This is a genomic window from Williamsia sp. R60 (assembly GCF_054063855.1).
In genome coordinates this window covers 1,090,485-1,111,026 of the sequence record NZ_JBSSGR010000003.1, presented here as the reverse complement: position 1 = coordinate 1,111,026, position 20,542 = coordinate 1,090,485, and the positions used below count along the sequence as shown (strand labels likewise).

18 protein-coding genes are annotated in these 20,542 nt (G+C 63.7%); 16 read left to right on the top strand and 2 right to left on the bottom strand.

Annotated features, from left to right (window positions below; all coding sequences use genetic code 11):
- Nucleotides 1-48 precede the first annotated feature (48 nt).
- From ACVWY6_RS18640 to ACVWY6_RS18585, 12 genes are all read left to right on the top strand, one after another.
- Complete coding sequence (locus ACVWY6_RS18640; RefSeq protein WP_457540062.1) at nt 49-1,173, top strand: VOC family protein; 1,125 nt, start codon at nt 49-51, stop codon at nt 1,171-1,173.
- Complete coding sequence (locus tag ACVWY6_RS18635; RefSeq protein ID WP_457540060.1) at nt 1,170-2,114, top strand: fumarylacetoacetate hydrolase family protein; 945 nt, start codon at nt 1,170-1,172, stop codon at nt 2,112-2,114. The genes ACVWY6_RS18640 and ACVWY6_RS18635 overlap by 4 nt, the downstream gene beginning before the upstream one ends.
- The gene (gene mhpA / locus ACVWY6_RS18630; RefSeq protein ID WP_457540058.1) at nt 2,111-3,676 is read left to right on the top strand and encodes a bifunctional 3-(3-hydroxy-phenyl)propionate/3-hydroxycinnamic acid hydroxylase MhpA; all 1,566 of its coding nucleotides are present in this window, start codon (nt 2,111-2,113) and stop codon (nt 3,674-3,676) included. Before ACVWY6_RS18635 ends, mhpA begins: the two co-directional genes overlap by 4 nt.
- On the top strand, nt 3,673-5,577 hold the full coding sequence (locus ACVWY6_RS18625; protein WP_457540057.1) for an acyl-CoA synthetase: 1,905 nt from the start codon (nt 3,673-3,675) through the stop codon (nt 5,575-5,577). The genes mhpA and ACVWY6_RS18625 overlap by 4 nt, the downstream gene beginning before the upstream one ends.
- A complete protein-coding gene (locus ACVWY6_RS18620) occupies nt 5,574-6,770 on the top strand; it encodes a cytochrome P450 (protein ID WP_457540055.1) in 1,197 nt (398 codons plus the stop codon). Before ACVWY6_RS18625 ends, ACVWY6_RS18620 begins: the two co-directional genes overlap by 4 nt.
- Nucleotides 6,767-8,419 carry an FAD-dependent monooxygenase gene (locus tag ACVWY6_RS18615; protein ID WP_457540053.1) on the top strand — a complete coding sequence of 551 codons (1,653 nt, stop codon included), beginning with the start codon at nt 6,767-6,769 and terminating at the stop codon, nt 8,417-8,419. The genes ACVWY6_RS18620 and ACVWY6_RS18615 overlap by 4 nt, the downstream gene beginning before the upstream one ends.
- A 144-nt stretch (nt 8,420-8,563) precedes the next feature.
- Nucleotides 8,564-8,884 carry a hypothetical protein gene (locus ACVWY6_RS18610; RefSeq protein WP_457540052.1) on the top strand — a complete coding sequence of 107 codons (321 nt, stop codon included), beginning with the start codon at nt 8,564-8,566 and terminating at the stop codon, nt 8,882-8,884.
- Nucleotides 8,885-8,893: 9 nt separating this feature from the next.
- Nucleotides 8,894-12,295, top strand: coding sequence for a pyruvate carboxylase (locus ACVWY6_RS18605; RefSeq protein WP_457540051.1), 3,402 nt, complete (start codon nt 8,894-8,896; stop codon nt 12,293-12,295).
- Between the two features lie 53 nt (nt 12,296-12,348).
- Nucleotides 12,349-14,028, top strand: coding sequence for an FAD-dependent oxidoreductase (locus ACVWY6_RS18600; RefSeq protein ID WP_457540049.1), 1,680 nt, complete (start codon nt 12,349-12,351; stop codon nt 14,026-14,028).
- Nucleotides 14,029-14,189: 161 nt separating this feature from the next.
- A complete protein-coding gene (locus ACVWY6_RS18595; protein WP_457540047.1) occupies nt 14,190-14,342 on the top strand; it encodes a hypothetical protein in 153 nt (50 codons plus the stop codon).
- 60 nt (nt 14,343-14,402) lie between these two features.
- On the top strand, nt 14,403-14,549 hold the full coding sequence (locus ACVWY6_RS18590; protein ID WP_457540045.1) for a DoxX family protein: 147 nt from the start codon (nt 14,403-14,405) through the stop codon (nt 14,547-14,549).
- Nucleotides 14,550-14,663: 114 nt separating this feature from the next.
- Nucleotides 14,664-15,341, top strand: a complete 678-nt coding sequence (locus tag ACVWY6_RS18585) for a TetR/AcrR family transcriptional regulator (protein ID WP_457540043.1) — start codon at nt 14,664-14,666, stop codon at nt 15,339-15,341.
- 537 nt (nt 15,342-15,878) lie between these two features.
- On the opposite strand, the gene ACVWY6_RS18580 is transcribed toward ACVWY6_RS18585, so the two are convergent.
- Nucleotides 15,879-16,229, bottom strand: coding sequence for a MerR family transcriptional regulator (locus tag ACVWY6_RS18580; RefSeq protein ID WP_457540042.1), 351 nt, complete (start codon nt 16,227-16,229; stop codon nt 15,879-15,881).
- A gap of 206 nt (nt 16,230-16,435) precedes the next feature.
- Here ACVWY6_RS18580 and ACVWY6_RS18575 point away from each other — a divergent pair, with 206 nt between their 5' ends.
- Complete coding sequence (locus tag ACVWY6_RS18575; RefSeq protein WP_457540040.1) at nt 16,436-17,260, top strand: hypothetical protein; 825 nt, start codon at nt 16,436-16,438, stop codon at nt 17,258-17,260.
- Between the two features lie 84 nt (nt 17,261-17,344).
- Nucleotides 17,345-17,701 (top strand): hypothetical protein, encoded by a 357-nt coding sequence (locus tag ACVWY6_RS18570; RefSeq protein ID WP_457540038.1) that lies wholly within the window; start codon nt 17,345-17,347, stop codon nt 17,699-17,701.
- Here the strand turns inward: ACVWY6_RS18570 and ACVWY6_RS18565 are convergent.
- A complete protein-coding gene (locus tag ACVWY6_RS18565; protein WP_457540036.1) occupies nt 17,686-18,006 on the bottom strand; it encodes a hypothetical protein in 321 nt (106 codons plus the stop codon). The genes ACVWY6_RS18570 and ACVWY6_RS18565 overlap by 16 nt on opposite strands.
- 146 nt (nt 18,007-18,152) lie before the next feature.
- Between ACVWY6_RS18565 and ACVWY6_RS18560 the strand changes: the two genes are divergently transcribed.
- Complete coding sequence (locus ACVWY6_RS18560; RefSeq protein ID WP_457540034.1) at nt 18,153-18,617, top strand: hypothetical protein; 465 nt, start codon at nt 18,153-18,155, stop codon at nt 18,615-18,617.
- A 404-nt stretch (nt 18,618-19,021) separates the two neighbouring features.
- Complete coding sequence (locus tag ACVWY6_RS18555) at nt 19,022-20,494, top strand: wax ester/triacylglycerol synthase domain-containing protein (protein ID WP_457540032.1); 1,473 nt, start codon at nt 19,022-19,024, stop codon at nt 20,492-20,494.
- Nucleotides 20,495-20,542 lie beyond the last annotated feature (48 nt).

Genomic DNA, 20,542 nt, shown 5'->3' with positions numbered 1-20,542 from the left:
CCGCCCTAGTCATAAGTGACGATTTACTCAATACATTGGAGGTCAACGATGACGGTCCCAGCAAGCACCCCGCATGCAGATCTGCACAGTGATGACGGCGCTCGCCCTGGCGATCCCGAGGATCGAGCGGCGGCGCCTGTTGTCAAGGTTGTCGACATTGCGTGGCTCGAGTTCGAGAAACCGAACATCGCGCAGGCAGAACGGTTCGCGCACGACTTCGGATTCACCACCGTCTCGCGAACCGCTGATCAGCTGTCCCTGCGCGGCACATGGTCCGGAGCGCCCTGCGTCCTGATCCGGCGATCACATCGATCGAAGTTCATCGGACCGGCGTTTCGTGCGTCCGATCGCGATGACCTGCTGCGACTGTCTCGCGAAACCGGGCGGCGCGTCTACCCTCTCGGCGATCTCGGTGGCGCGGCCATCGACCTCACCGACCCGTCCGGGATGCCGATTCGCGTGGTGGCCGGTATGACCGATCTACCGTCACTGCCAGACCAAGATTCTCTGACGTTCAATTTCAGCGGGAAGGTCGAGCGGGTCAACGCGATTCAGCGTCCGCCGCGCGAGCCCGCGCGAGTGCAGCGCCTGGGGCATGTCGTGATCGAGACGCCCCGTTTTCGCGAGAATCTTTCGTGGTACCAAGAGATGCTGGGATTGATCGTCAGCGACTTCCTCTTCTTCCCCGGCCAACGCGACCGCGGCCCGACCATGGCGTTCATGCGCTGTGATCGCGGTGGCGAACCGGCCGACCATCACACGCTGGCAATGACTTTGGGGCCGATGTCTCGATATGTCCACTCGGCGTATCAGGTCGCAGACCTCGATGCCGTCGCCGCCGGCGGTGCCTACCTCGCCGACCGCGGCTATCACCACGCGTGGGGAATCGGCCGCCACATCCAAGGCAGCCAACTCTTTGACTACTGGCGGGACCCGGACCGGTTCATGGTGGAGCACTTTGCTGACGGGGACATGTTCGACAGCACCATTCAGGCGGGATGGGCGCCGATGACCGCAAGCGGCCTGTCGCAATGGGGGCCGCCCGTCACCCGCGATTTCCTCGGCGCCAACCCAGACCCCGATCTGGTCAAGGGCATGCTCGCCGGCCTTCGCGACGACAACGAGTTCGACATCCACCGCCTTCTGGGCCTACTGAAAGTGGCACGTTCATGACCACAACCGTCCTGCGCACAGACACCAGCTGGTGGGTCCAGCGTGACCAGAACGCCTACCCCATTCGCACGTCCGCGAAGACCACTGGCGAGTTACTGGCCGACCGCGCCGCCATAGACGCGGCAACCACGGACGGCGAATCCGGCGCAACCCCCGTGGCAGATTTGACTCTGCTCTCCCCGGTGACCGCTCCGTGCCGGGTGGTCGCGCAGATGGTCAACTACCGCAGCCACGCAACCGATTCGGGCATCAACCCCGACAGGGTGTCGGCCACCTTCTTCCGCAAATCGTCCGGTTCGATCACCGGTCCGTTCGACGACATCGTCAAGCCGGCGCACGTCACACTGCTCGACTACGAAGTGGAGATCGGCCTCGTCGCCGGAGCCTCGATCGATGTCGGCACTTCCATCACCACCGACACCCTGAGCGATTACTTCGCGGGAGTCGTGATCACCAACGACGTCAGCGCTCGCGACGTGCAATTACCGAAAACCCAGTTCTACGAATCCAAGTCCTACCCCACCTTCACCCCGGTCGGCCCTCGACTGGTGCTGCTGACGCACGAGGAATGGCGCCGGTTCGACCAGCTTCGCCTGCAACTCTGGGTCAACGGCGAACGCCGGCAGAACGGTCGTGTTGGCGGCGACATGATCATCGACCCGGTGCGCGCGCTCGCCGTACTCACCGGTTTTCAACGGCTCGACGCCGGAGATCTCCTGCTCACCGGCACTCCCGGTGGCACCGCACTGGCCGCGCCACCCAAACCGATCGAGATCATCGGTGCACTCATTCCGCCGCATGTGAAATGGAAAACCTTCTTCAAGCGTCAGGCATCAAACCCGAAATACCTCAAAGACGGTGACGTCGTCGAGGTTCGTATCGCGACCGACGACGGTGCCATCGATCTGGGCCGTCAACGCTGCCACGTCACCTACGCATGACCGCCCAGCACGGCCCCGTTGTGATCGTCGGCGCGGGCCCCGTCGGGCTCGCCTGCGCTCTGCTCCTTGCCAAACGCGGTGTTGCCACGGTGATCCTGGAGCGTCACCGCGAACCGTATCCGCTGCCGCGGGCGGTGCACCTCGACGACGAGGTGTTCCGGATACTGCAGGCCGTCGGCGTCGATGAGAAGTTCGCGCCGCACACCCGGGCGATGCCGGGCATGCGGCTGATCAACGGGCGCGGGCGGGTGATGACCGAGTTCACCCGTAACACCGATGACGGCCGGAACGGGTTCCCTCCAGACAGCATGTTCGACCAGCCCGACCTCGAACGTATCCTCTTGGAGGAGGCAGCGGCCGTTGACCTGATCGACCTGCGGCGTGGTTGCCAGGTCACCGATGTGACCGGCGGCGCACGGCCGGCGGTGCGCTACCACAATGACAGTGGCAGCGACGAACTCATAGACGCGGCCGCAGTGATCGGGTGCGATGGCGCCAACAGCCCCGTGCGCCAGAAACTCGGTATCACCATGCGCGACTTCAACTTCGACGAACAGTGGCTGGTGATCGACGTCCTCACTCCGGCGCCGCTGGACGTGTGGAGCGGTGTCCACCAGATCTGCGACCCCGACCGCGCTGCGACGTTCATGCCCGTCACCGGCAACCGATACCGCTGGGAGTTCCGTGTCCACGACGGCGAGGACCTCGATGCACTCCGATCCGAGCAGACCTTGCAGAAGCTGTTGTCGCCGTGGATGACCAAGGCTGAACTCGCCGAATCCGAGATCATGCGCCAGGCCTTCTACACCTTCCGCGCGCGGGTGGCTCACACCTGGCGCAACGGCCGAGTCTTCCTTGCCGGCGACGCCGCCCACCAGACACCACCGTTCGTCGGACAGGGACTCGGCTCTGGACTGCGCGACGCACACAACCTGACCTGGAAGCTGGCCGACGTTCTCGACGGTTCTGCACCTGAGTCGCTGCTCGACACCTACGAATCCGAACGAAAACCGCACGCCACCCGAATCATCCTGATGGCCCTGGCAGTCGGATGGGCCCTCACCGGCGGGCAAGACCACCTTGCCTCCGCTCGCAGGGCACTGGTCACGGCGGCATGCCACATCCCTCGCATCGGCGACGCACTACCCGAGAACAGCCCGTCACTGAACCACGGACCACTGGTCCAGCGCCGCGGAATGCGGTCGCGCCTCAACGGAACCCTGTTCCCGCAACCGTGGGTCCGCACCCCCGACGGCGCCCGCCGGCTCGACGACCTGCTCGGCCGGCGCTATGCGCTGATCACGCGCGGTCCCCTGCGCGACCACACGGCCACCCGACTCGCGAATATGGGACTGACCCACATAGACGTCGATGACCTCGCGTGTGTGCCGTCGACGAATCCATCCCCGTCTGCGGTGATGCGCTCGCAGCACACATATGCAGTCCTGCTCCGCCCTGATCGTGTCGTGATGGCCTCAGCCCGAACCGACGCGGATGTGGGCGCTCTGCTTTCCACCTACCAGCGTGCACACTGCACCGACCCAAAGAAAGTATCGGTATGACAGACGACCTTCTGTGGCCACGCTACGACAGCCCCGACGATCTGGCAGACATAGAGCGAACAGCGCTGTCCGAGCGCGGTTTACCGGCGACCACGTACGACATCGTTCTGCGAGCGGCCACCAGAACCGCCCATCAAATCGCCGCGTCGTACCTACCCGATGCCACCAGATGGGAGAGCCCACGCACCCTCACGTACTCGGGGCTTTTGAGAACAGTGCACCGTTTTGCCCACGCGCTGCACAGCGTCGGAGTCGCGCGTCGTGACGCGGTGGTGTTGCTCTCGCCCAACTGCAGTGAACTGCATGCGATCACACTGGCTGCCGAAGCCGTCGGCATCGCCGCCCCCATCAATTCGTCCCTCTCGCTCGATCACGCCGCAGCCCTGACCGAGTTGGCCGAGGCGTCGGTCATCGTCGCCGCCGGTCCTGAACTGGACCCGACGGCGTGGGCGCTGGCCCGTTCGCTCGCCGTGCGCACCGGTGTCCGAACACTGTTCGCACTGAACACCGATGATCCAGACGTCGCTGCGAGCGTGCTCGAGCCCCTCGACGGCGTCACCGTCGCCTACCTCACCGACCACGCGGCAGCCCTACCGGACGACGGGCTACCCGCAGCCCCCCCGGCCGCCGACGATCTGGCGGCGTTCTTTCACACCGGCGGGACCACCGGCGCGCCGAAGTTGGCAGCGCACACGCATGCCAATCAGGTTGCGACCGCATGGATGATCGCCGCGAACGGTAGCCTGTCCCCCGGTGACACGTTGTTCGCGGCGTTGCCCCTGTTCCATGTCAATGCCCTCATGGTCACCACACTCGCGCCCCTGCTACGCAGCCAGCATGTGCTGTGGGCAGGTCCTCTCGGCTACCGCGACGTCCCGCTCTACGGCATCTTCTGGAAACTCATCGAGCGCTACCGCATCGTCGCATTGTCGGGTGTGCCGACCGTCTACTCGGTGCTCGCGCAGATGCCGCTCGACGCCGACATCTCCAGTCTGCAGTTCGCCGTCGTCGGGGCGTCTCCGCTGCCGCCCGCGGTGCGCACCGCGTTCGAGACGCACACCGGCGTTCGACTGTGTGAGGGCTACGGTCTGACCGAGGCAACCTGTGCCAGCGCACGAAGTTTCCCGGATCATCCCCGCCCGGGGTCGGTCGGACAACGAATGCCCTATCAGCATGTACGTGTTGTCGACGCAGAATCCCGAGCACCGATCAACGATGTCGACAGCACCGGCGAGCTGGAAATAGCCGGGCCCGCGGTGTTCGCCGGATACGTCAGGAGAACTGAAGCAGGCCGTGTGGTGGACCCTTCAGGCGTGGTGACGGACGGATGGCTCGCCACCGGCGATCTGGCACGTATCGATGCCGACGGCTTCATCTACTTGTCCGGACGGGCCAAAGATCTGATCATCCGCGGCGGTCACAACATCGACCCAGCCGTCATCGAGGACACCATGCGCGAGCATCCCTCGGTCATCGACGCCTGCGCAGTCGGGCGACCCGACCAACATTCGGGTGAAGTCCCCGTCGTGTACGTAACGGTGTCGCAGCCAGTGGAAATCGACGACCTCCACACATGGGCAAAGCAGCACATCGTCGAACGCGCCGCCATGCCGAAATCCATCCACATCCGAGAATCGTTGCCCGTCACCGACATCGGGAAACCGTTCAAGCCGCCGCTGCGGGCCGACGCGGCCCGGGAAGTGGTCGCCGACGAGCTCGCCGCCAGCGGGTACCCCGAGGCCACCCCCGACGTACGGGCCAACGTCGTCAATGGCGCCGTGACGGTCACGATACCGGCGTCGGTATCTGAATCGGACGCGGCGAGGATCCTCGGCGGCTATGCCATCACATGGCATATCGCCGACAGTCAAAACACGTCGGAATCGGTTGGTGCTCAATGACGGTGCTACATGTGGGTCCGCGGCGCGCGGGACGTCGTGACGGCCCAGTCGTTGACGTCGATCTGTACGGACGTTCAGCGCTGATCGACCCCCAGCCTGTGTACCGGCAGATTCGCGATGCCGGCCCGGTGGTGTGGCTGCCAAAACACAAGGTGTGGGCCATGGGCCGTTTCGACGACGTGCGGGCCGCGTTGCGCGACGACTCCACCTTCCGTAGCGGAACCGGTGTCGCGGCCAACCCGGTGGCGAACTTATTGGGACGCAAAACCGTCTTGTCCAGCGATGACGATCGGCATTCGACGCGGCGCCGAATCCTGATGCAGTCGTTGGTCTCGCGTGCGATCAGGCCGTCCTTACCGATCCTTCGTGACGAAGCGCGTGCCACCGTGGACCGGCTGCTCGAACGGGACTCCTTCGACGGGATTGCCGACTTCGCCTCCCGCCTCCCGATCGCCGCGGTTGCCGACCTCGTCGGTGTCGAAGTGGGACCGCAGCAGTTACTCACCTGGGGTGCGGGCACATTCGACATCCTCGGTCCGCTGAACCGACGAGCCATCGACGCGACTCCGACAGCATTGGGGTTGCTGTTGTACACGATGCGACTGCGCCGGGCCCGGGTCACCCCTGATGGATGGGCTTCGAGTGTCTTCGATGCTGCCGACCGCGGCGAGATCAGCAGATCCGAAGCGCGCACCATGGTGATCGACTTCGTGGCACCGAGTCTGGACACCACCATCCTGGCCACTGGGCAACTCTTGTGGAGCCTGGGACAGAATCCGGATGTCTACGCCCAGTTGAAGGCTGAACCTGAACTGATCCCGACCGCTGTGGTCGAGGCGGTACGGGTCTCCTCACCGATCCGGGGTTTCACCCGCAGTGTCGCGCGCGACACCGACATCGGTGGGGTCCGACTTCGAGCCGGTGACCGCGTCGTGATGCTCTACGCGGCAGCCAATATGGACGAGCGCCATTTCGACAACCCCCAGACATTCTCGTTGCACCGCCGCGGCAGCAACCTCGGCTGGGGGCACGGCATGCACACCTGTGTCGGCATGCAACTGTCCAAGCTGGAAATGCAAACACTCCTGCAGGTCCTGATCTCCCGAGTCGAGACCATCGAGGTTTCCAATCCGGTCCCACTGTCGAACAACTGCCTCCAGGGGTTCGAATCGTTCCAGGCGAGGTTCACATGAGCACAAATCAGTCGACCAAACACCCACAGACCCCAGCCTTGGAGGGGGGACGCACCGTCGATGTCGTCATCGTGGGCTTGGGCCCCACCGGAGCTACGGCCGCCAACCTCCTAGGCCAGCGCGGCATCTCCACCGTCGTCGTTGAACGCGAAGCAGCCATCTACCCCCGTCAACGGGCCATCGCCTCCGATGAGGACGCCCACCGTGTCTGGCAGGGACTGGGATTGTTCGACGAGATGCAAAAGACGATGTCGTCGGATATTCGCGTGCACTTCAAGCACGGCGACCGCACCTTCATGTCGATGCAGGGCAACGAAAGTCGTGATCAAGGTGTTCCTGGCACCGCGTTCTACCACCAGCCCGAACTCGAACGCATACTCCGAGAGGGAATTCAACGATTCCCAAACGTTCAGATACTGGCCGGCGTCGAGGCAGTCGGCCTGACCCAAGACACCGACTCGGTGACTCTCACTCTCCGTCCCGTCGAAGGGGGAGCGGACCAAACCATCACCAGTCGGTACGTCATCGCGTGCGACGGCGGATCGAGTCCGGTCCGCAAGATGCTCGGAATCGCACTGCCCGGCAAGCACATCGAGGAACCATGGTTCGACATCCAGTTACGCGCCTGGTACGACCTGCCCACCGACGCGCCCCTGGACTTCACGTTCATCTCCGATCCGAAACGCCCAGGTGTCGATTGTCCATGTCCGATGGGATACCACCGAGTTGAGTTTCGCGTCAACAAAGGCGAAACCGTCGAACAGCTGCAGACCGAAGCCGGGCTGCGTGGACTTCTCGCCGAACGCGGCATCAACTACGACGACGTCGAAATCTACCGGAGCTGGGGATACACCTTCCACATCCGACAAGCCGAACAGTGGAGCAGAGGCCGAGTGTTCCTCGCCGGCGACGCTGCTCACATCATGCCGCCGTTCGCCGGGCAGGGCGTGTCCTCGGGCGTCCGCGACGTGGCCAATCTGTGCTGGAAAATTGACGCAGCCCTCAATGCCGGAGCCGGGCCAGATCTACTGAAATCCTATGAGCCAGAACGACGCTTGAACGTCGAACAACTCACAAAGTTCTCGCTCCGCATCGGCGGCATGGTCATGCTCGGCAGCAACGCCGCATCACATGTGCGCGACGCCGCGTTCATGGCGGCCGCGAAGACACCGTTGGTGGGCAACTGGCTCACCGGCATCGGCCTCAAACCGCTGTACCGGCTGGGAACCGACGGCGGATTCTTCAGCAACACCCCGGCACGGCGAAGTCTTCGCGGCACGTTCATCAAGCAACCCTGGGTGTCAGGTGCAGACCACACACCGGTACGCCTGGACACCGTCCTCGACAACCGCTGGACGTGGGTCGGGTTCGGTGAATCGCCGATCCCGCCGGCGTTGGCCGCAGCCGGTGTAGCCGAGGTGAAGCTCGAGTACTCCTCCGCGATCGCGACCCACCATGTCCCTGCCGGACACTACGTCGACACCGAACGCATCCTCGAACGTCAGATGCGCCGTAGCCGCGTCCGTGGCGTCCTGGTTCGACCGGACCGGTTCATCTACGGGTCCGATCGCGAACTGACCTCCGCAGACATCGATCAGGTCGCGGCGTCCGTTGTCGCCGGCGTGCCCCTGACCGCTCACTCGTCCTAGCCCACCTCGCCATAAAGTAGGGAAACCATCATGTCTCGTGGCTCTTTCGTGCCCTCATCCCGGCGCTCCTTCGCACCGAACCGGCTCCTGGAGAACCTCCCCGCGATCGTCGGGGCCGCACGCGCAGCTATCGGAGTGGCGCACATGATTGCACCGACCCGCGCCAATGAGCTTCTCGCCGGCCCGGACGCCGCACTCGCGACCACCCGCGCGGCCGCCCGCACGTTCGGGATCCGCGAGATCTACGTCGGTGGTGGTCTGCTGGCGGCGACCAGATTCGCACCGGCATTGGTACGGCCGATGCTTCGGGCAGGTGTCGCCGTCGACGTCTGGGACACAGGCGCTTTCGCTCTCACCGCCCATCTGCCCCGCCGCACACGAACCGCCGGCTGCGCTGTTGCCGGCGGATTTGCTGTTGCCGGGGCGCTGGCCGACGCGCAACTACCCCACGCGCCCCGGGGCTGAAAGGCAATCGTGTTCACCAAGATGCTGGTCGCCAATCGCGGCGAAATCGCCATTCGTGCTTTCCGAGCCGGCTACGAACTGGGCGTGACAACCGTTGCGGTTTACCCACACGAAGACCGCAACTCCCCCCACCGCACCAAGGCGGACCAAGCATACGAGATTGGCGAGCCCGGTCACCCGGTCCGCAATTACCTGTCGGTAGACACCATCATCGATGCCGCGGTCAGCTCCGGCGCCGACGCCATCTACCCCGGCTACGGGTTCTTGTCGGAAAACCCCGACCTCGCAAGAGCATGTGCCGACTCGGGAATCACCTTCGTCGGGCCATCGGCAGACGTCCTCGAATTGACCGGCAACAAAGCCCGGGCCGTCGCGGCAGCGCGTGAGGCCGGGCTGCCGGTTCTGTCCTCCTCACCCCCATCTACCGACGTCGACCAGTTGCTTGCGCACGCCGAAGACATGACGTTCCCGGTGTTCGTCAAAGCTGTGGCCGGCGGAGGCGGGCGAGGAATGCGCCGCGTCGACAAACGACCAGCGCTGCGTGAGGCCATCGAGACCGCCGCCCGCGAGGCCGAGTCGGCCTTCGGCGACGCCACGGTATTCCTCGAGCAAGCCGTCATCGAACCTCGCCATATCGAGGTCCAGATTCTTGCCGACACTCACGGCAATGTCATTCACCTATTCGAACGTGACTGCTCGGTGCAGCGCCGGCACCAAAAAGTCATCGAACTCGCCCCCGCCCCCAACATCCCCGACACATTGCGCGCCCGTCTATGCCATGACGCGGTCGCCTTCGCCCGTCACATCGGCTATACCTGCGCCGGGACGGTCGAGTTCCTCGTCGACCGCGACGGCAACCACGTGTTCATCGAAATGAACCCCCGCATCCAGGTCGAACACACCGTTACCGAGGAAATCACCGACATCGACCTAGTTCACGCCCAATTGCGCGTCGCGGCCGGAGAACGTCTTTCCGATCTGGGCCTGCACCAGGACGCTGTCCGTATCAACGGTGCAGCCGTGCAGTGCCGCATCACCACCGAGGACCCCGCCAACGGGTTCCGCCCAGACACCGGGCGTATCACTGCCTACCGCACCCCCGGCGGCGCCGGCATCCGCCTCGACGGCGGAACCACTCTCGGCGCCGAAGTCACGGCCTACTTCGACTCACTCCTGGTCAAACTCACCTGCCGAGGCCGTACCTTCGAAACCGCCGTCGCCCGCGCCCAACGCGCAGTAGCAGAGTTCCGCATCCGTGGAGTCGCAACGAACATCCCTTTCCTGCAGGCAGTTCTGGCCGACCCTGACTTCCGCGCCGGCACCATCACCACATCTTTCATCGAGCAACGCCCCCAATTACTCACCTCCCACACCTCAGGTGATCGTGGCACCAAATTACTGACCTACCTTGCCGATGTGACGGTCAACAAGCCACACGGAGACCGTCCATCAGCGATCTACCCACGCGACAAACTGCCCGACATCGATATGACCGCGCCGATCCCTGAGGGCAGCCGCCAACGCCTGGCAACCCTCGGACCAGACGGGTTCGCGAAAGCCCTGCGAGACCAATCGGCCCTGGCCGTGACCGACACGACCTTCCGTGACGCGCATCAGTCATTGCTCGCCACCAGGGTTCGCACCTCAGGACTGGTTGCTGTCGCCGGGCATGTCGCACGCCTGACCCCCCAGTTACTGTCGATAGAAGCATGGGGCGGCGCGACCTACGACGTTGCGCTGCGGTTCTTACACGAAGATCCCTGGGAACGGCTGGCTGCACTTCGCGAGGCCGTGCCAAACATCTGCCTTCAAATGCTGCTCCGGGGACGCAACACCGTCGGCTACACCCCCTACCCCGACACGGTCGCCCGCGCCTTTGTCGCCGAAGCCACCGAGACCGGCGTCGACATTTTCCGAATCTTCGACGCACTGAACAACATCGACGCGATGCGACCGGCTATCGACGCCGTCCGCGACACAGGAACGGCGGTCGCTGAAGTCGCTTTGTCCTACACCGGAGACCTCGCCGACCCGGCCGAACGTCTCTACACCCTCGACTACTACCTTCGTCTGGCCGAACAAGCCGTCGACGCCGGTGCCCACATCCTGGCGATCAAAGACATGGCCGGTCTTTTGCGCCCGGCCGCGGCCACCACACTGGTTGCGGCGCTGCGCTCGAACTTCGACCTTCCGGTGCATGTCCATACCCACGACACCCCCGGCGGCCAGCTCGCCACCTACCTCGCCGCCTGGTCCGCGGGCGCCGACGCCGTCGACGGCGCATCAGCCCCGATGGCCGGGACCACCAGCCAACCGTCGCTGTCGGCGATCGTGGCCGCCACCGCCCACACCCACCGCGATACCGGCCTCAACCTTGAAGCTGTCTGCGACCTCGAACCGTACTGGGAAGCCCTGCGAAAGGTGTACGCGCCGTTCGAGTCCGGTCTCCCCGCACCCACTGGCCGGGTCTACACCCATGAAATTCCCGGTGGGCAACTGTCGAATCTGCGCCAGCAGGCCATTGCCCTCGGTTTGGGGGACCGATTCGAAAAGATCGAGAGAGCCTACGCCGACGCCGACGCTCTTCTCGGGCGACTGATCAAGGTGACTCCCAGTTCCAAAGTCGTGGGCGACCTGGCCCTGCACCTGGTAGGCGCCGGCGTTGGAGTTGACGAGTTCGCTGCCGACCCAAGCCGGTTCGACATTCCCGACTCGGTCATCGGGTTTCTCCGTGGCGACCTGGGTACCCCTGCGGCCGGTTGGCCCGAACCCTTCCGCGAGAAGGCCCTGCAGGGACGTACCGCCGCGCAACCGGTCGCAGAACTCAGCCACGACGACCAACGCGCCCTGAACCGGCCCGGTGAGCGGCGTGCCACACTGAACCGGCTGTTGTTCCCAGGCCCCACCGCCGAGTTCCTCTCTCACCGGGAACGTTTCGGCGACACCACCGGTTTGTCGGCCAATCAGTTCTTCTACGGACTTCGCCAAGGCGAGGAGCATCGGATGCAGCTCGACGCCGGCGTCGAGCTGCTCATCGGGCTCGAGGCCATCTCCGAACCCGACGAGGCCGGGATGCGCACGGTCATGTGCATCCTCAACGGTCAGCTGCGGCCAGTGTCGGTACGCGACCGCGCGATCGCCCCCGACACCCCCGCATCAGAGAAGGCTGACCGCACAGACCCTTCGCATGTCGCGGCCCCGTTCTCTGGCGTCGTCACTATGACAGTGGCAGAGGGAGACTCCGTCGAGGCGGGTCAGCCGATCGCGAGCATCGAAGCCATGAAAATGGAGGCCTCCATCACCGCGCCACGCGCCGGGACAGTCAGGCGCCTCGCGATCGGTCGCGTCGCGCAAGTCGACGGTGGCGATCTCGTTGCCGTCATCGAACTCGGCAACCAAACCACCCCCTGACCCGCACAACGCCTGCATTTCCTGCAACACCCGAGGAGCCGAGGTACCTGCCCATGCCCCACGTGATCACGCAGCCGTGCTGCAACGACGCCAGCTGCATCAGCGTCTGCCCGGTCAACTGCATTCACCCCACGCCCGATGAACCCGGGTTTGCCACCGAAGAAATGCTGTACATCGACCCAGCTACCTGCATCGACTGCGGTGCCTGTATCGACGAGTGCCCGGTCTCAGCGATCGTCCCCGACGACCAACTCGGCGACAAAAGTCAGCGCTATCTCGAGATCAACGCTGCCTACTACACCGACCACCGTGTGCACCATCGCCCAGTTCCCCCTGCCAAGCAGCCTCCTTTGCCTGCAGATACGCAGCTACATGTCGCAATAGTTGGGGCCGGTCCGGCCGCCTTTTTCGCCGCCGAAGAATTACTGCGACATCGGGGGGTCCGCATCGACATGTTCGACCGCCTCCCCACCCCATACGGACTTGTTCGTGCCGGTGTAGCTCCTGACCACCCGTCCACCAAAGGGGTAGAGCGAACGTTCGCCGCCACCGCGAACAAGGCCGGTTTCGAGTATTTCCTCAACGTCGAGGTCGGCACGCACATCACCCACGAGGAATTGCGCAAGCATTATTCGGCCGTCATCTACGCCGTCGGCGCGTCCACTGACAAAAGGCTGCAAATCCCTGGCGAGTATCTCCCCGGATCAATACCGGCAACTGATTTCGTGGCCTGGTACAACGGGCACCCCGACTTCGCTGACCTGGAGGTCGACCTCACATGCCCACGGGTGGTCATCGTCGGCAACGGCAACGTCGCTCTCGATGCCGCACGAATCCTGCTTACCGACCCAGATATCGTCGCCCGCACCGACATCGCCGATCACGCCCTCGAACAGCTGCGCACAAGTAGCGTCACCGAAGTCATCCTCCTAGCGCGACGGGGCATCGCCCAAGCCGCCTACACCAATGCCGAGTTCCTCGCCATGGGCGACATCGACGGGGTCGATGTCATCATCGACCCGGCCGAACTGACCCTCGACGCCGCCAGCGAACAGGGCCTAGCCAGGGGATCACTGGACTCAACGATCGCCGGCAAGATCCGCATCGCACGCGAGTTCGCAGAACGCGGGGGCAACGGAGCAAACAAGCGGGTGGTTTTCCGCTACCTGGTCTCCCCGATCGCCCTCACCGGGCAAGAATCTGTCTCGGCCATCACCTGCGTCCGAAACGAGCTGATCACAGCAGACCGCGTCACGGTCGCGGCCACCGACGAACGCTTCACCATCGACACGACATTGGTCATGCGCGCCATCGGTTACCACGGCGTTCCCATCGACAGCCTGCCGTTCGACGACTCGCACGGCGTCGTACCCAACGCCGACAGCCGCGTGCTCACCGCACCAGATGCAGATCCGATCTCCGGCGTCTACGTCACGGGCTGGATCAAACGCGGGGCAACCGGCGGCATCGGCATGAACCGGCTCGACGGACAGCACACCGCCCGCGCCATACTCGCCGACCACACCCGCGGCAGCCTCCCCCAGCCGACCGCGCCCCGCGAGATGATCGCTCCCCTAATCGCCGAACGGGGGGCCAACCGCATCGACGCCGACGGCTGGCACCGCATCGACAGCGCCGAAAAGTCTGCCGGCCGTACGCAGGGCCGCCGACGAGTCAAGCTGGTCCGCATCCAGGATTTCGAAGACGCAGCAGCACCGCACACCTCGCCCTGATTCTGCGACGCCCAATTTTGTCCACTACCCGCCACCGTAGAAAGTAAAGCCACCTCATGCCCCTCCCTCCGCCCACCGCGGACGCACCGACCGGTTCGTCCGGCAACTACCATTCACACCCGGGCCTGTCCCTAACAGCCTGACAAAGAAAGCGTCCACCGATGCCTGACCTCGGGATACCCACCATTGTCGTGGACGTGGTGCTCGCCGTCGCATTCGCGGTAATCGGAGGCTCCAAGGTCGCCGCGGTGCCCCCGATGCGAGAGCGAGGGCACCATCTGGGCTACTCGATCACCAGCTACCGGCTCATCTAGCTCGCTGAACTCGCGGCAGCCGTTGGGCTCATCATCGGACTGTGGCTCCCCGCTCTCGCAGTGGCCGCCGCCGCCGGTTTAACGGTGTTGCTCATCGGCGCACTCGTCGCCCACCTACGACATGGGGACCCCCGAAGGCGGCCGCGCCAGCTGTCCTCTTCGGCATCCTTGCAGTCCTTGCGCTGGTACTCACGATCAGAGAACTAGGCTGACGGTCGCACACGCGTAGAGCGGTAACACCAATCAAGATATCGTCACTCTGAAGACCGTCGCGGCACACTTTCCGCAGGCTGGAAGTGTCTGAGAAGGCAGGGGCTGAAAATGACACACAGCAGTCGGCTCGAGCGCCGCAAAGCACGCACCCGGGCCGCCTTGGTAACAGCGGCACAAGGATTTTTGGCCAATGGCCGAATCAACGCACCGGTCCTGGAGATCACCCAAGCCGCCGATGTCGGGATGGGCTCGTTCTACAACCACTTCGACAGCAAAGAAGACCTATTCAGCGCGGCCCTCGACAGTGCACTCGAATCGGTCGGCGCCTACCTCGATACCTTGACCGCCGGACTCGATGATCCGGTGGAAATTTTCACGCAATCCTTCCGACTGTCCGGCCGACTGTTCCGTCTAGAACCCGATCTGAGCCGGGTAATACTGAACTCAGCACTGATGTCGATAACATCCGAACACGGTCTCGCTCCACGCTCACGGCGCGACATTCAGGCCGCAGCTCAGGCGGGAAAGTTCGACGTCGACGATGTTGAGGTCGCCTTAGCGCTCGTAGCCGGATCCCTGCTCGCGCTGGGCCGCCTACTCCTAGACAACCCTGCTCGCGATAGCGAGACCGCGGTCGATCAAATGACAGTCGACGTCCTGCGAGCGTTGGGCGTACCCAAAAAAGAAGCTCAACAAATGTGCCGACGACCTCTGCCGCAGTCCTACGACACAGCGCTGCATTCAGTGCTCGAACACGCCATATACCCCACGACGGAACCCGCCTGACTCCCTACCGCTCGGTGCATCTGCTGCAGCGCTCTGACGTGGCGGTGCTTCGCGGCCCGCGGGCATTCCGGTCGACCGCTGCTCCCTGACTGGACCAGCCCACACAGCAGGTTCATTGGCGTTGGACGCACCCGCCTCCTGCGCTAAAGCTGATTAGCGCAGAAGTTGTTGCTCGCTCCGCACAGGGCGCCGAGGCCTGGTTGTCGTCACGGTTCCCGTTGCGGCGCCTAAAGATCGCCCGCGGATCGGCCAGTACCCGATCACCGTCCCGATGCGGCGGCCACCGGGCTCACCCAGCGGGGCCTAATTCGACTGCGCACCTTGTTGATCCGGCTGGTTCTCCGAACTCCATCGGGATCGTGCCGCATTCCAATGATGCCGAGCTATGGTGCTCGTTGAGCTGGTTAACGAGCGCAGTGCTGAAATTCGTTTCGCCGGCGCCGTCAACGCCATCGACGACGACTCGCCGCCAAGGCAGTTCGCTCAAGTGTGCAACGAGGGAACGAAGTACAGACACGCTCAACCGGGACTATAAGGCTAAGGCGCCACGCTGTTTCGGGTCTCAAGAATGAACCGGTCAAGCCGGTCACGCGTGGCGGTCAACCTATTCACTTCATCGTCGATTCGAGCGCGTTCGCACACCAGGCGCTCCACCATTGCCGGTGTCGCAGTTCCCGAGTCGATACACGGAAGTAGCTGCACCACACCATCGGCATTGAGACCGGCAGCGAACAACTCTTTGATAAGTAGGACGCGCTCGACTGCGTCCTCCTCGTATACGCGTTGGTTGCCGGTGGTCCGGCGCGAAAGCAGCAGCCGCTGCTGTTCGTAGTAGCGCAGTGAACGCACGCTGGCGCCCGTGATTCTGGCGAGTTCACCGATTTTCATGTGCTGCCCCCAGGGGATGACGTGTTTGAGATCACTATTCACTGGCGTGTACCTCACATCAGTGTGAGGTTTTAGGGTGAAGATATGCAACTACGTAACGCGACAGTCCTGGTTAGCGGCGTCCTGAGTCAATCTCGCCCAGAATGTCGTTGTGTGACCGGCGAAGCCACGACCGGCGGCGGCGATACGTCGTCTTCATAGCCGCTATGTGGGCCTGGGTCTTTGCCGAATCCCGCCATGTGGTTGGGGCAACGTGGTCGCGAACGTCGACCTCCAGCAATACCGATCTGCACAGCCACCTCGGATTGGCGTGGAGGTCGCTACGGTCGGGCTGGTACATGTGGGCCGCGGGCACCGCCGCACTGAGTTTGGTGGTCGGCAACGTGGCGGCCAACGCGGACACCATGCTCAGCGACAGCGGTATGAATGACTATTTCGAAGCGCTGGGTGACTCTGGCTCGGTCGTCGACAGTCTGTACTCGGTTGAACTCACCTATATTGGACTGCTCGCCGCAGCCTTCGGCATCTACGTCATTGCCGATATGGTTCGAGACGAGGCGGCCGGCCGCTCAGATGTTCTGGCTGCTGCTCCGTCTCGGTCACGATGGCTCGCGGCCCAGCTCCTTGTCGCGGTTGTCGGGACCGCAGCATTGATGGCGATTGCTGGAGGCGTCCTCGCGATCGGTGAGGTCATCGATACCGGGGACAACGCACACGCTTGGAAAATATTCACTTCCGCCATCGGGCAGGCCCCGGCAATCTGGGTCATCGGCGCGATCGCCACCGTACTGTTCGGGATCACACGCCACGCCGGCCCCTGGTCGTGGTCGGTACTTGTCGTCGTCGCGATTGTCACCATCTTCGGGCCGTTGATCGACCTGGACGTCGACCTCGTCGAGCTGTCCCCCTTCAGCCACACACCCACAGTGACCGGTGCACAGTCAGCCTCTCCTGCAATGGTGATGAGTGCAGTCGCAATCGCAGGCGCGTTCACCGGCTCCTACTTGCTCAAACACCGTGATATCGGCTGACGAGATCGGATCCCCATGCGCAGCAACCAAATACCGACGATTCGCTCGTATTCCGATCGGCGATGGTCGTTGGTCGCGGCGCCCATGTCCGCAGTGACAGGTGGTCTGGCACTCGCCGTTGCCATTGCCATCGCGGACGGCGAGGACGAGTTCGCACGACGGGCGGCGACGCGATTGCCCTGGGAGAGAACATTGTTGGCCGCACTTGCGCTGGCGCTGGTTGTGGGCATTCCGATGCTGCTGAGCGCATACACGTTGTGGCGATGCACACCTCATGCGGCCGCGACGACCTTCATCTCAGGAGCCTTGCTCGTCACGTGGATCGCGGTGCAGATGACCGCCGACGATGTGTTCCACCCACTGCAGCTCGTATTCGGGGTGATCGGACTGTTCTTGATGGCCACCGGATGGCACCTCGGCCGTGGTCACGCGCGGGTGTAGACCGAACGCCACGGGTCATCTTGTGTTTCCCGTAGTTGCCACCCGTCGCTGTGCAGCTGCTTCTGCAGATCTGACAGGGCCTGAGTCATACCCGGCGCCCAAGCCTCCTGCGGCGGAATCGATCCCCATGTCCTGGGAACCGGGAACGTCGCGCTGAAGTACTCCTGCTTCCCATCGACGACACCGACAAAACGCATGTACGCATTCCCCGATTGGGATGCAAGAGTCGCCAGGAGAGCGGCCCACCAGCGACGGGCCCCCACTTCTTCCAGGCCCACCACCAACGTCGAGTACTCCGAGGTCACAACTCAAGTGTCCACCGGCACGGTGGACACGCACATGGCAATTGGTCACTTCAACGGGCGTCAAACGACTCTCTCCGACAGCCGCTTCCTCACGGTCCAATGGGAACAATCGCTTGTCGCTCACCACATCACCAGGAGAACGAGCAATGCTCACCGCACAAACCCCGACCACCGCGAGCACCACGAGCACCACGAGCACCGCGAGCACCACGAGCACCACAACCAATCACCGGTTGCAGGTCGTCTCGACCATCGTCGCCGGCCTCACCGGACTGCTTGCCTTCGCCGGAGCCATCGGAGTCGTCGGTGGTGGAGCCGATTTCGGAAGAGAGATCGGGCAGCGCCTGCCCTTCGAAAGTCCCGTGCTCGCCGGCATCGCCCTGGCCCTCGTGGTCGGTGTGCCAACCACCTTGGCGGCCTTCACGCTCTGGCGTTCCATGCCCCAAGCCGCCGTAACAACTCTGATCGCGGGAGTGATGCTGGTGGTATGGATCGCCGTGCAAGTCGCGGTGATCCGAGAGTTCAATCCGCCACAGATTGTGTTCGGCCTTGTGGGGCTGTTTCTGGTTGCGTCAGGGTGGCACCTTGCGCGCACTGATATGGCCACATAAAGGTTGCTGCTGCCTGCTCGAAGGCTGGGGGCCAGAAGCTTCCTTCATCAATCCGGTAACTGAGGCAAAGCCCCGCGGCGAGTGGGAGCCTCCGTCGCGACGGCATAGCACTTTAGGCACGTCAGCGCGGTCCATCGGCTGATAGCCGAGCGACTCTTCTTTGTGTCCGCACCTCTGGCTTGTGATCGTGACGATCATTTGAATCTTTAGTCGTGTCAACTCTTTTCGCATCCGTCATACTCAACGGGTGTTGTGGTGGATTGATATCGGAGCTGCGGTGTGGGTGACGGCGGCGCTTGCGTTCGTTTACGTTGCAGCGCTGTTGACCGACGCCGACGTGATCCCCCCTCCCGCTCAGGGACTCGGGTGCGGGCACGTCGGGGGCTGCGAAAGGCCTGATCGACATGGTTGAGCAAGCATGGGGTGAACTGTCCGCGCATGATGCCGCGTACATCTATTTCACCGGTGCTGCCACCGAATCGACAGTGTTGTCGTGCATGGTCATCGCCGCCACCGACGGCCGCCCGCTGGCTGTCACTGCCGCTGACGTCCGCGACTACATCACACCTCGGCTGAAAGCATCAGACATGTTCGGTGCCCGGCTGGTCCGGTTGCCCGGCGATATCGGGACGCCCTACTGGACCCGACATACCCAATTGGACCTCGATGACCACGTCACCGTCCACAACCCCGGGATGATCTGGTCATCGGCACAGCAGATGTTGTCATCGATAGCCGATGCACCCGTGCTGGCCGACCGCCCGCTGTGGTCGCTGGACGTGCTCCCCGACATCGTCGATCACCCCGACAGCAGCGGTGTGGTCACCATGGTCGCGCTGCGACTGCACCACGCCGCGATCGACGGGATATCGATGGCGTCCGTGATGTCCGCAATATGCAACGAAAGAATCCCCACCGAGACCACTCATTACCTTCTTCCTGCCCGTGAACGCTCCTGGGTCAGTCACTTCGTACGTGCCGGAGTACGTCTGCCACTGACATGGATACGGTTTCTGATCGCACTCGGCCAGAGCGTCTCATCACGTCCGCGGGCCGCCCACTCGGTGGCCCTCAAGCACTGGCCCGCAACACGTTTCAACACCGGATTTACCGGGCCCCGCGCGACCACGATGTACGAAATGAAACTCGACGAGGTTCGGGCCATGAAGCGCAGCGTGCCGGGCGCCACGGTCAACACGGTGCTGCTGTCGGTGATCGGTGACGCCGTCACCCGATACCTGACCGAACACGACGAACGCCCCCAGACACTGTCAGCCCTGGCACCGATGTCCACCCGAGCGATCGACAACGGCCGCGAGGCACCCGCCAGTGGGTCGAATCAGTTCACTCCCCTGGTCATCGATCTGTCCATCAACGAACCAGATCCCGTTCGCCGACTGCGACTCATCACCGACGCCAGCAACCAGGAGAAGAACAGAGCCGCTCAACTGACCTCGAGTGACACCGCGCCACTCCTTGAAGTAGCGCCCGCCGCCCTGCTACGAATGCTCGGGTGGCTCACCCGCCGACAAGCCTCCAGCCACGCCCGGAGGCCCCCTCCCACTCGGGCCACCGCCAACATCATCGTGTCCAACGTCTACAACCCGAACCCGTCACAAACCATCTTCGGGCACCCCATCATCAATGGCTTCGGCATCCAACCACTCACCCCGCTCTCGACCCTGGCCCATGCAGCGTCCAACCGAAACGACACCATCTCGATCTCCATCACCGCCGACCATTCGGTCATGCCCGACCTCGACCGGTACCGCGGGCTCCTCCACGCGACCTACACCGACCACCGGGCCGCCCTACAAGCCGTGGACGGCGGCTGCACCGCGGCCCAGCCAGAACCCGCCCAGAACATGCCGGCCTGAGCAGAACCGGCGTTGCACGCGAGCAGTCGACCTCGCCCAACGGAACCG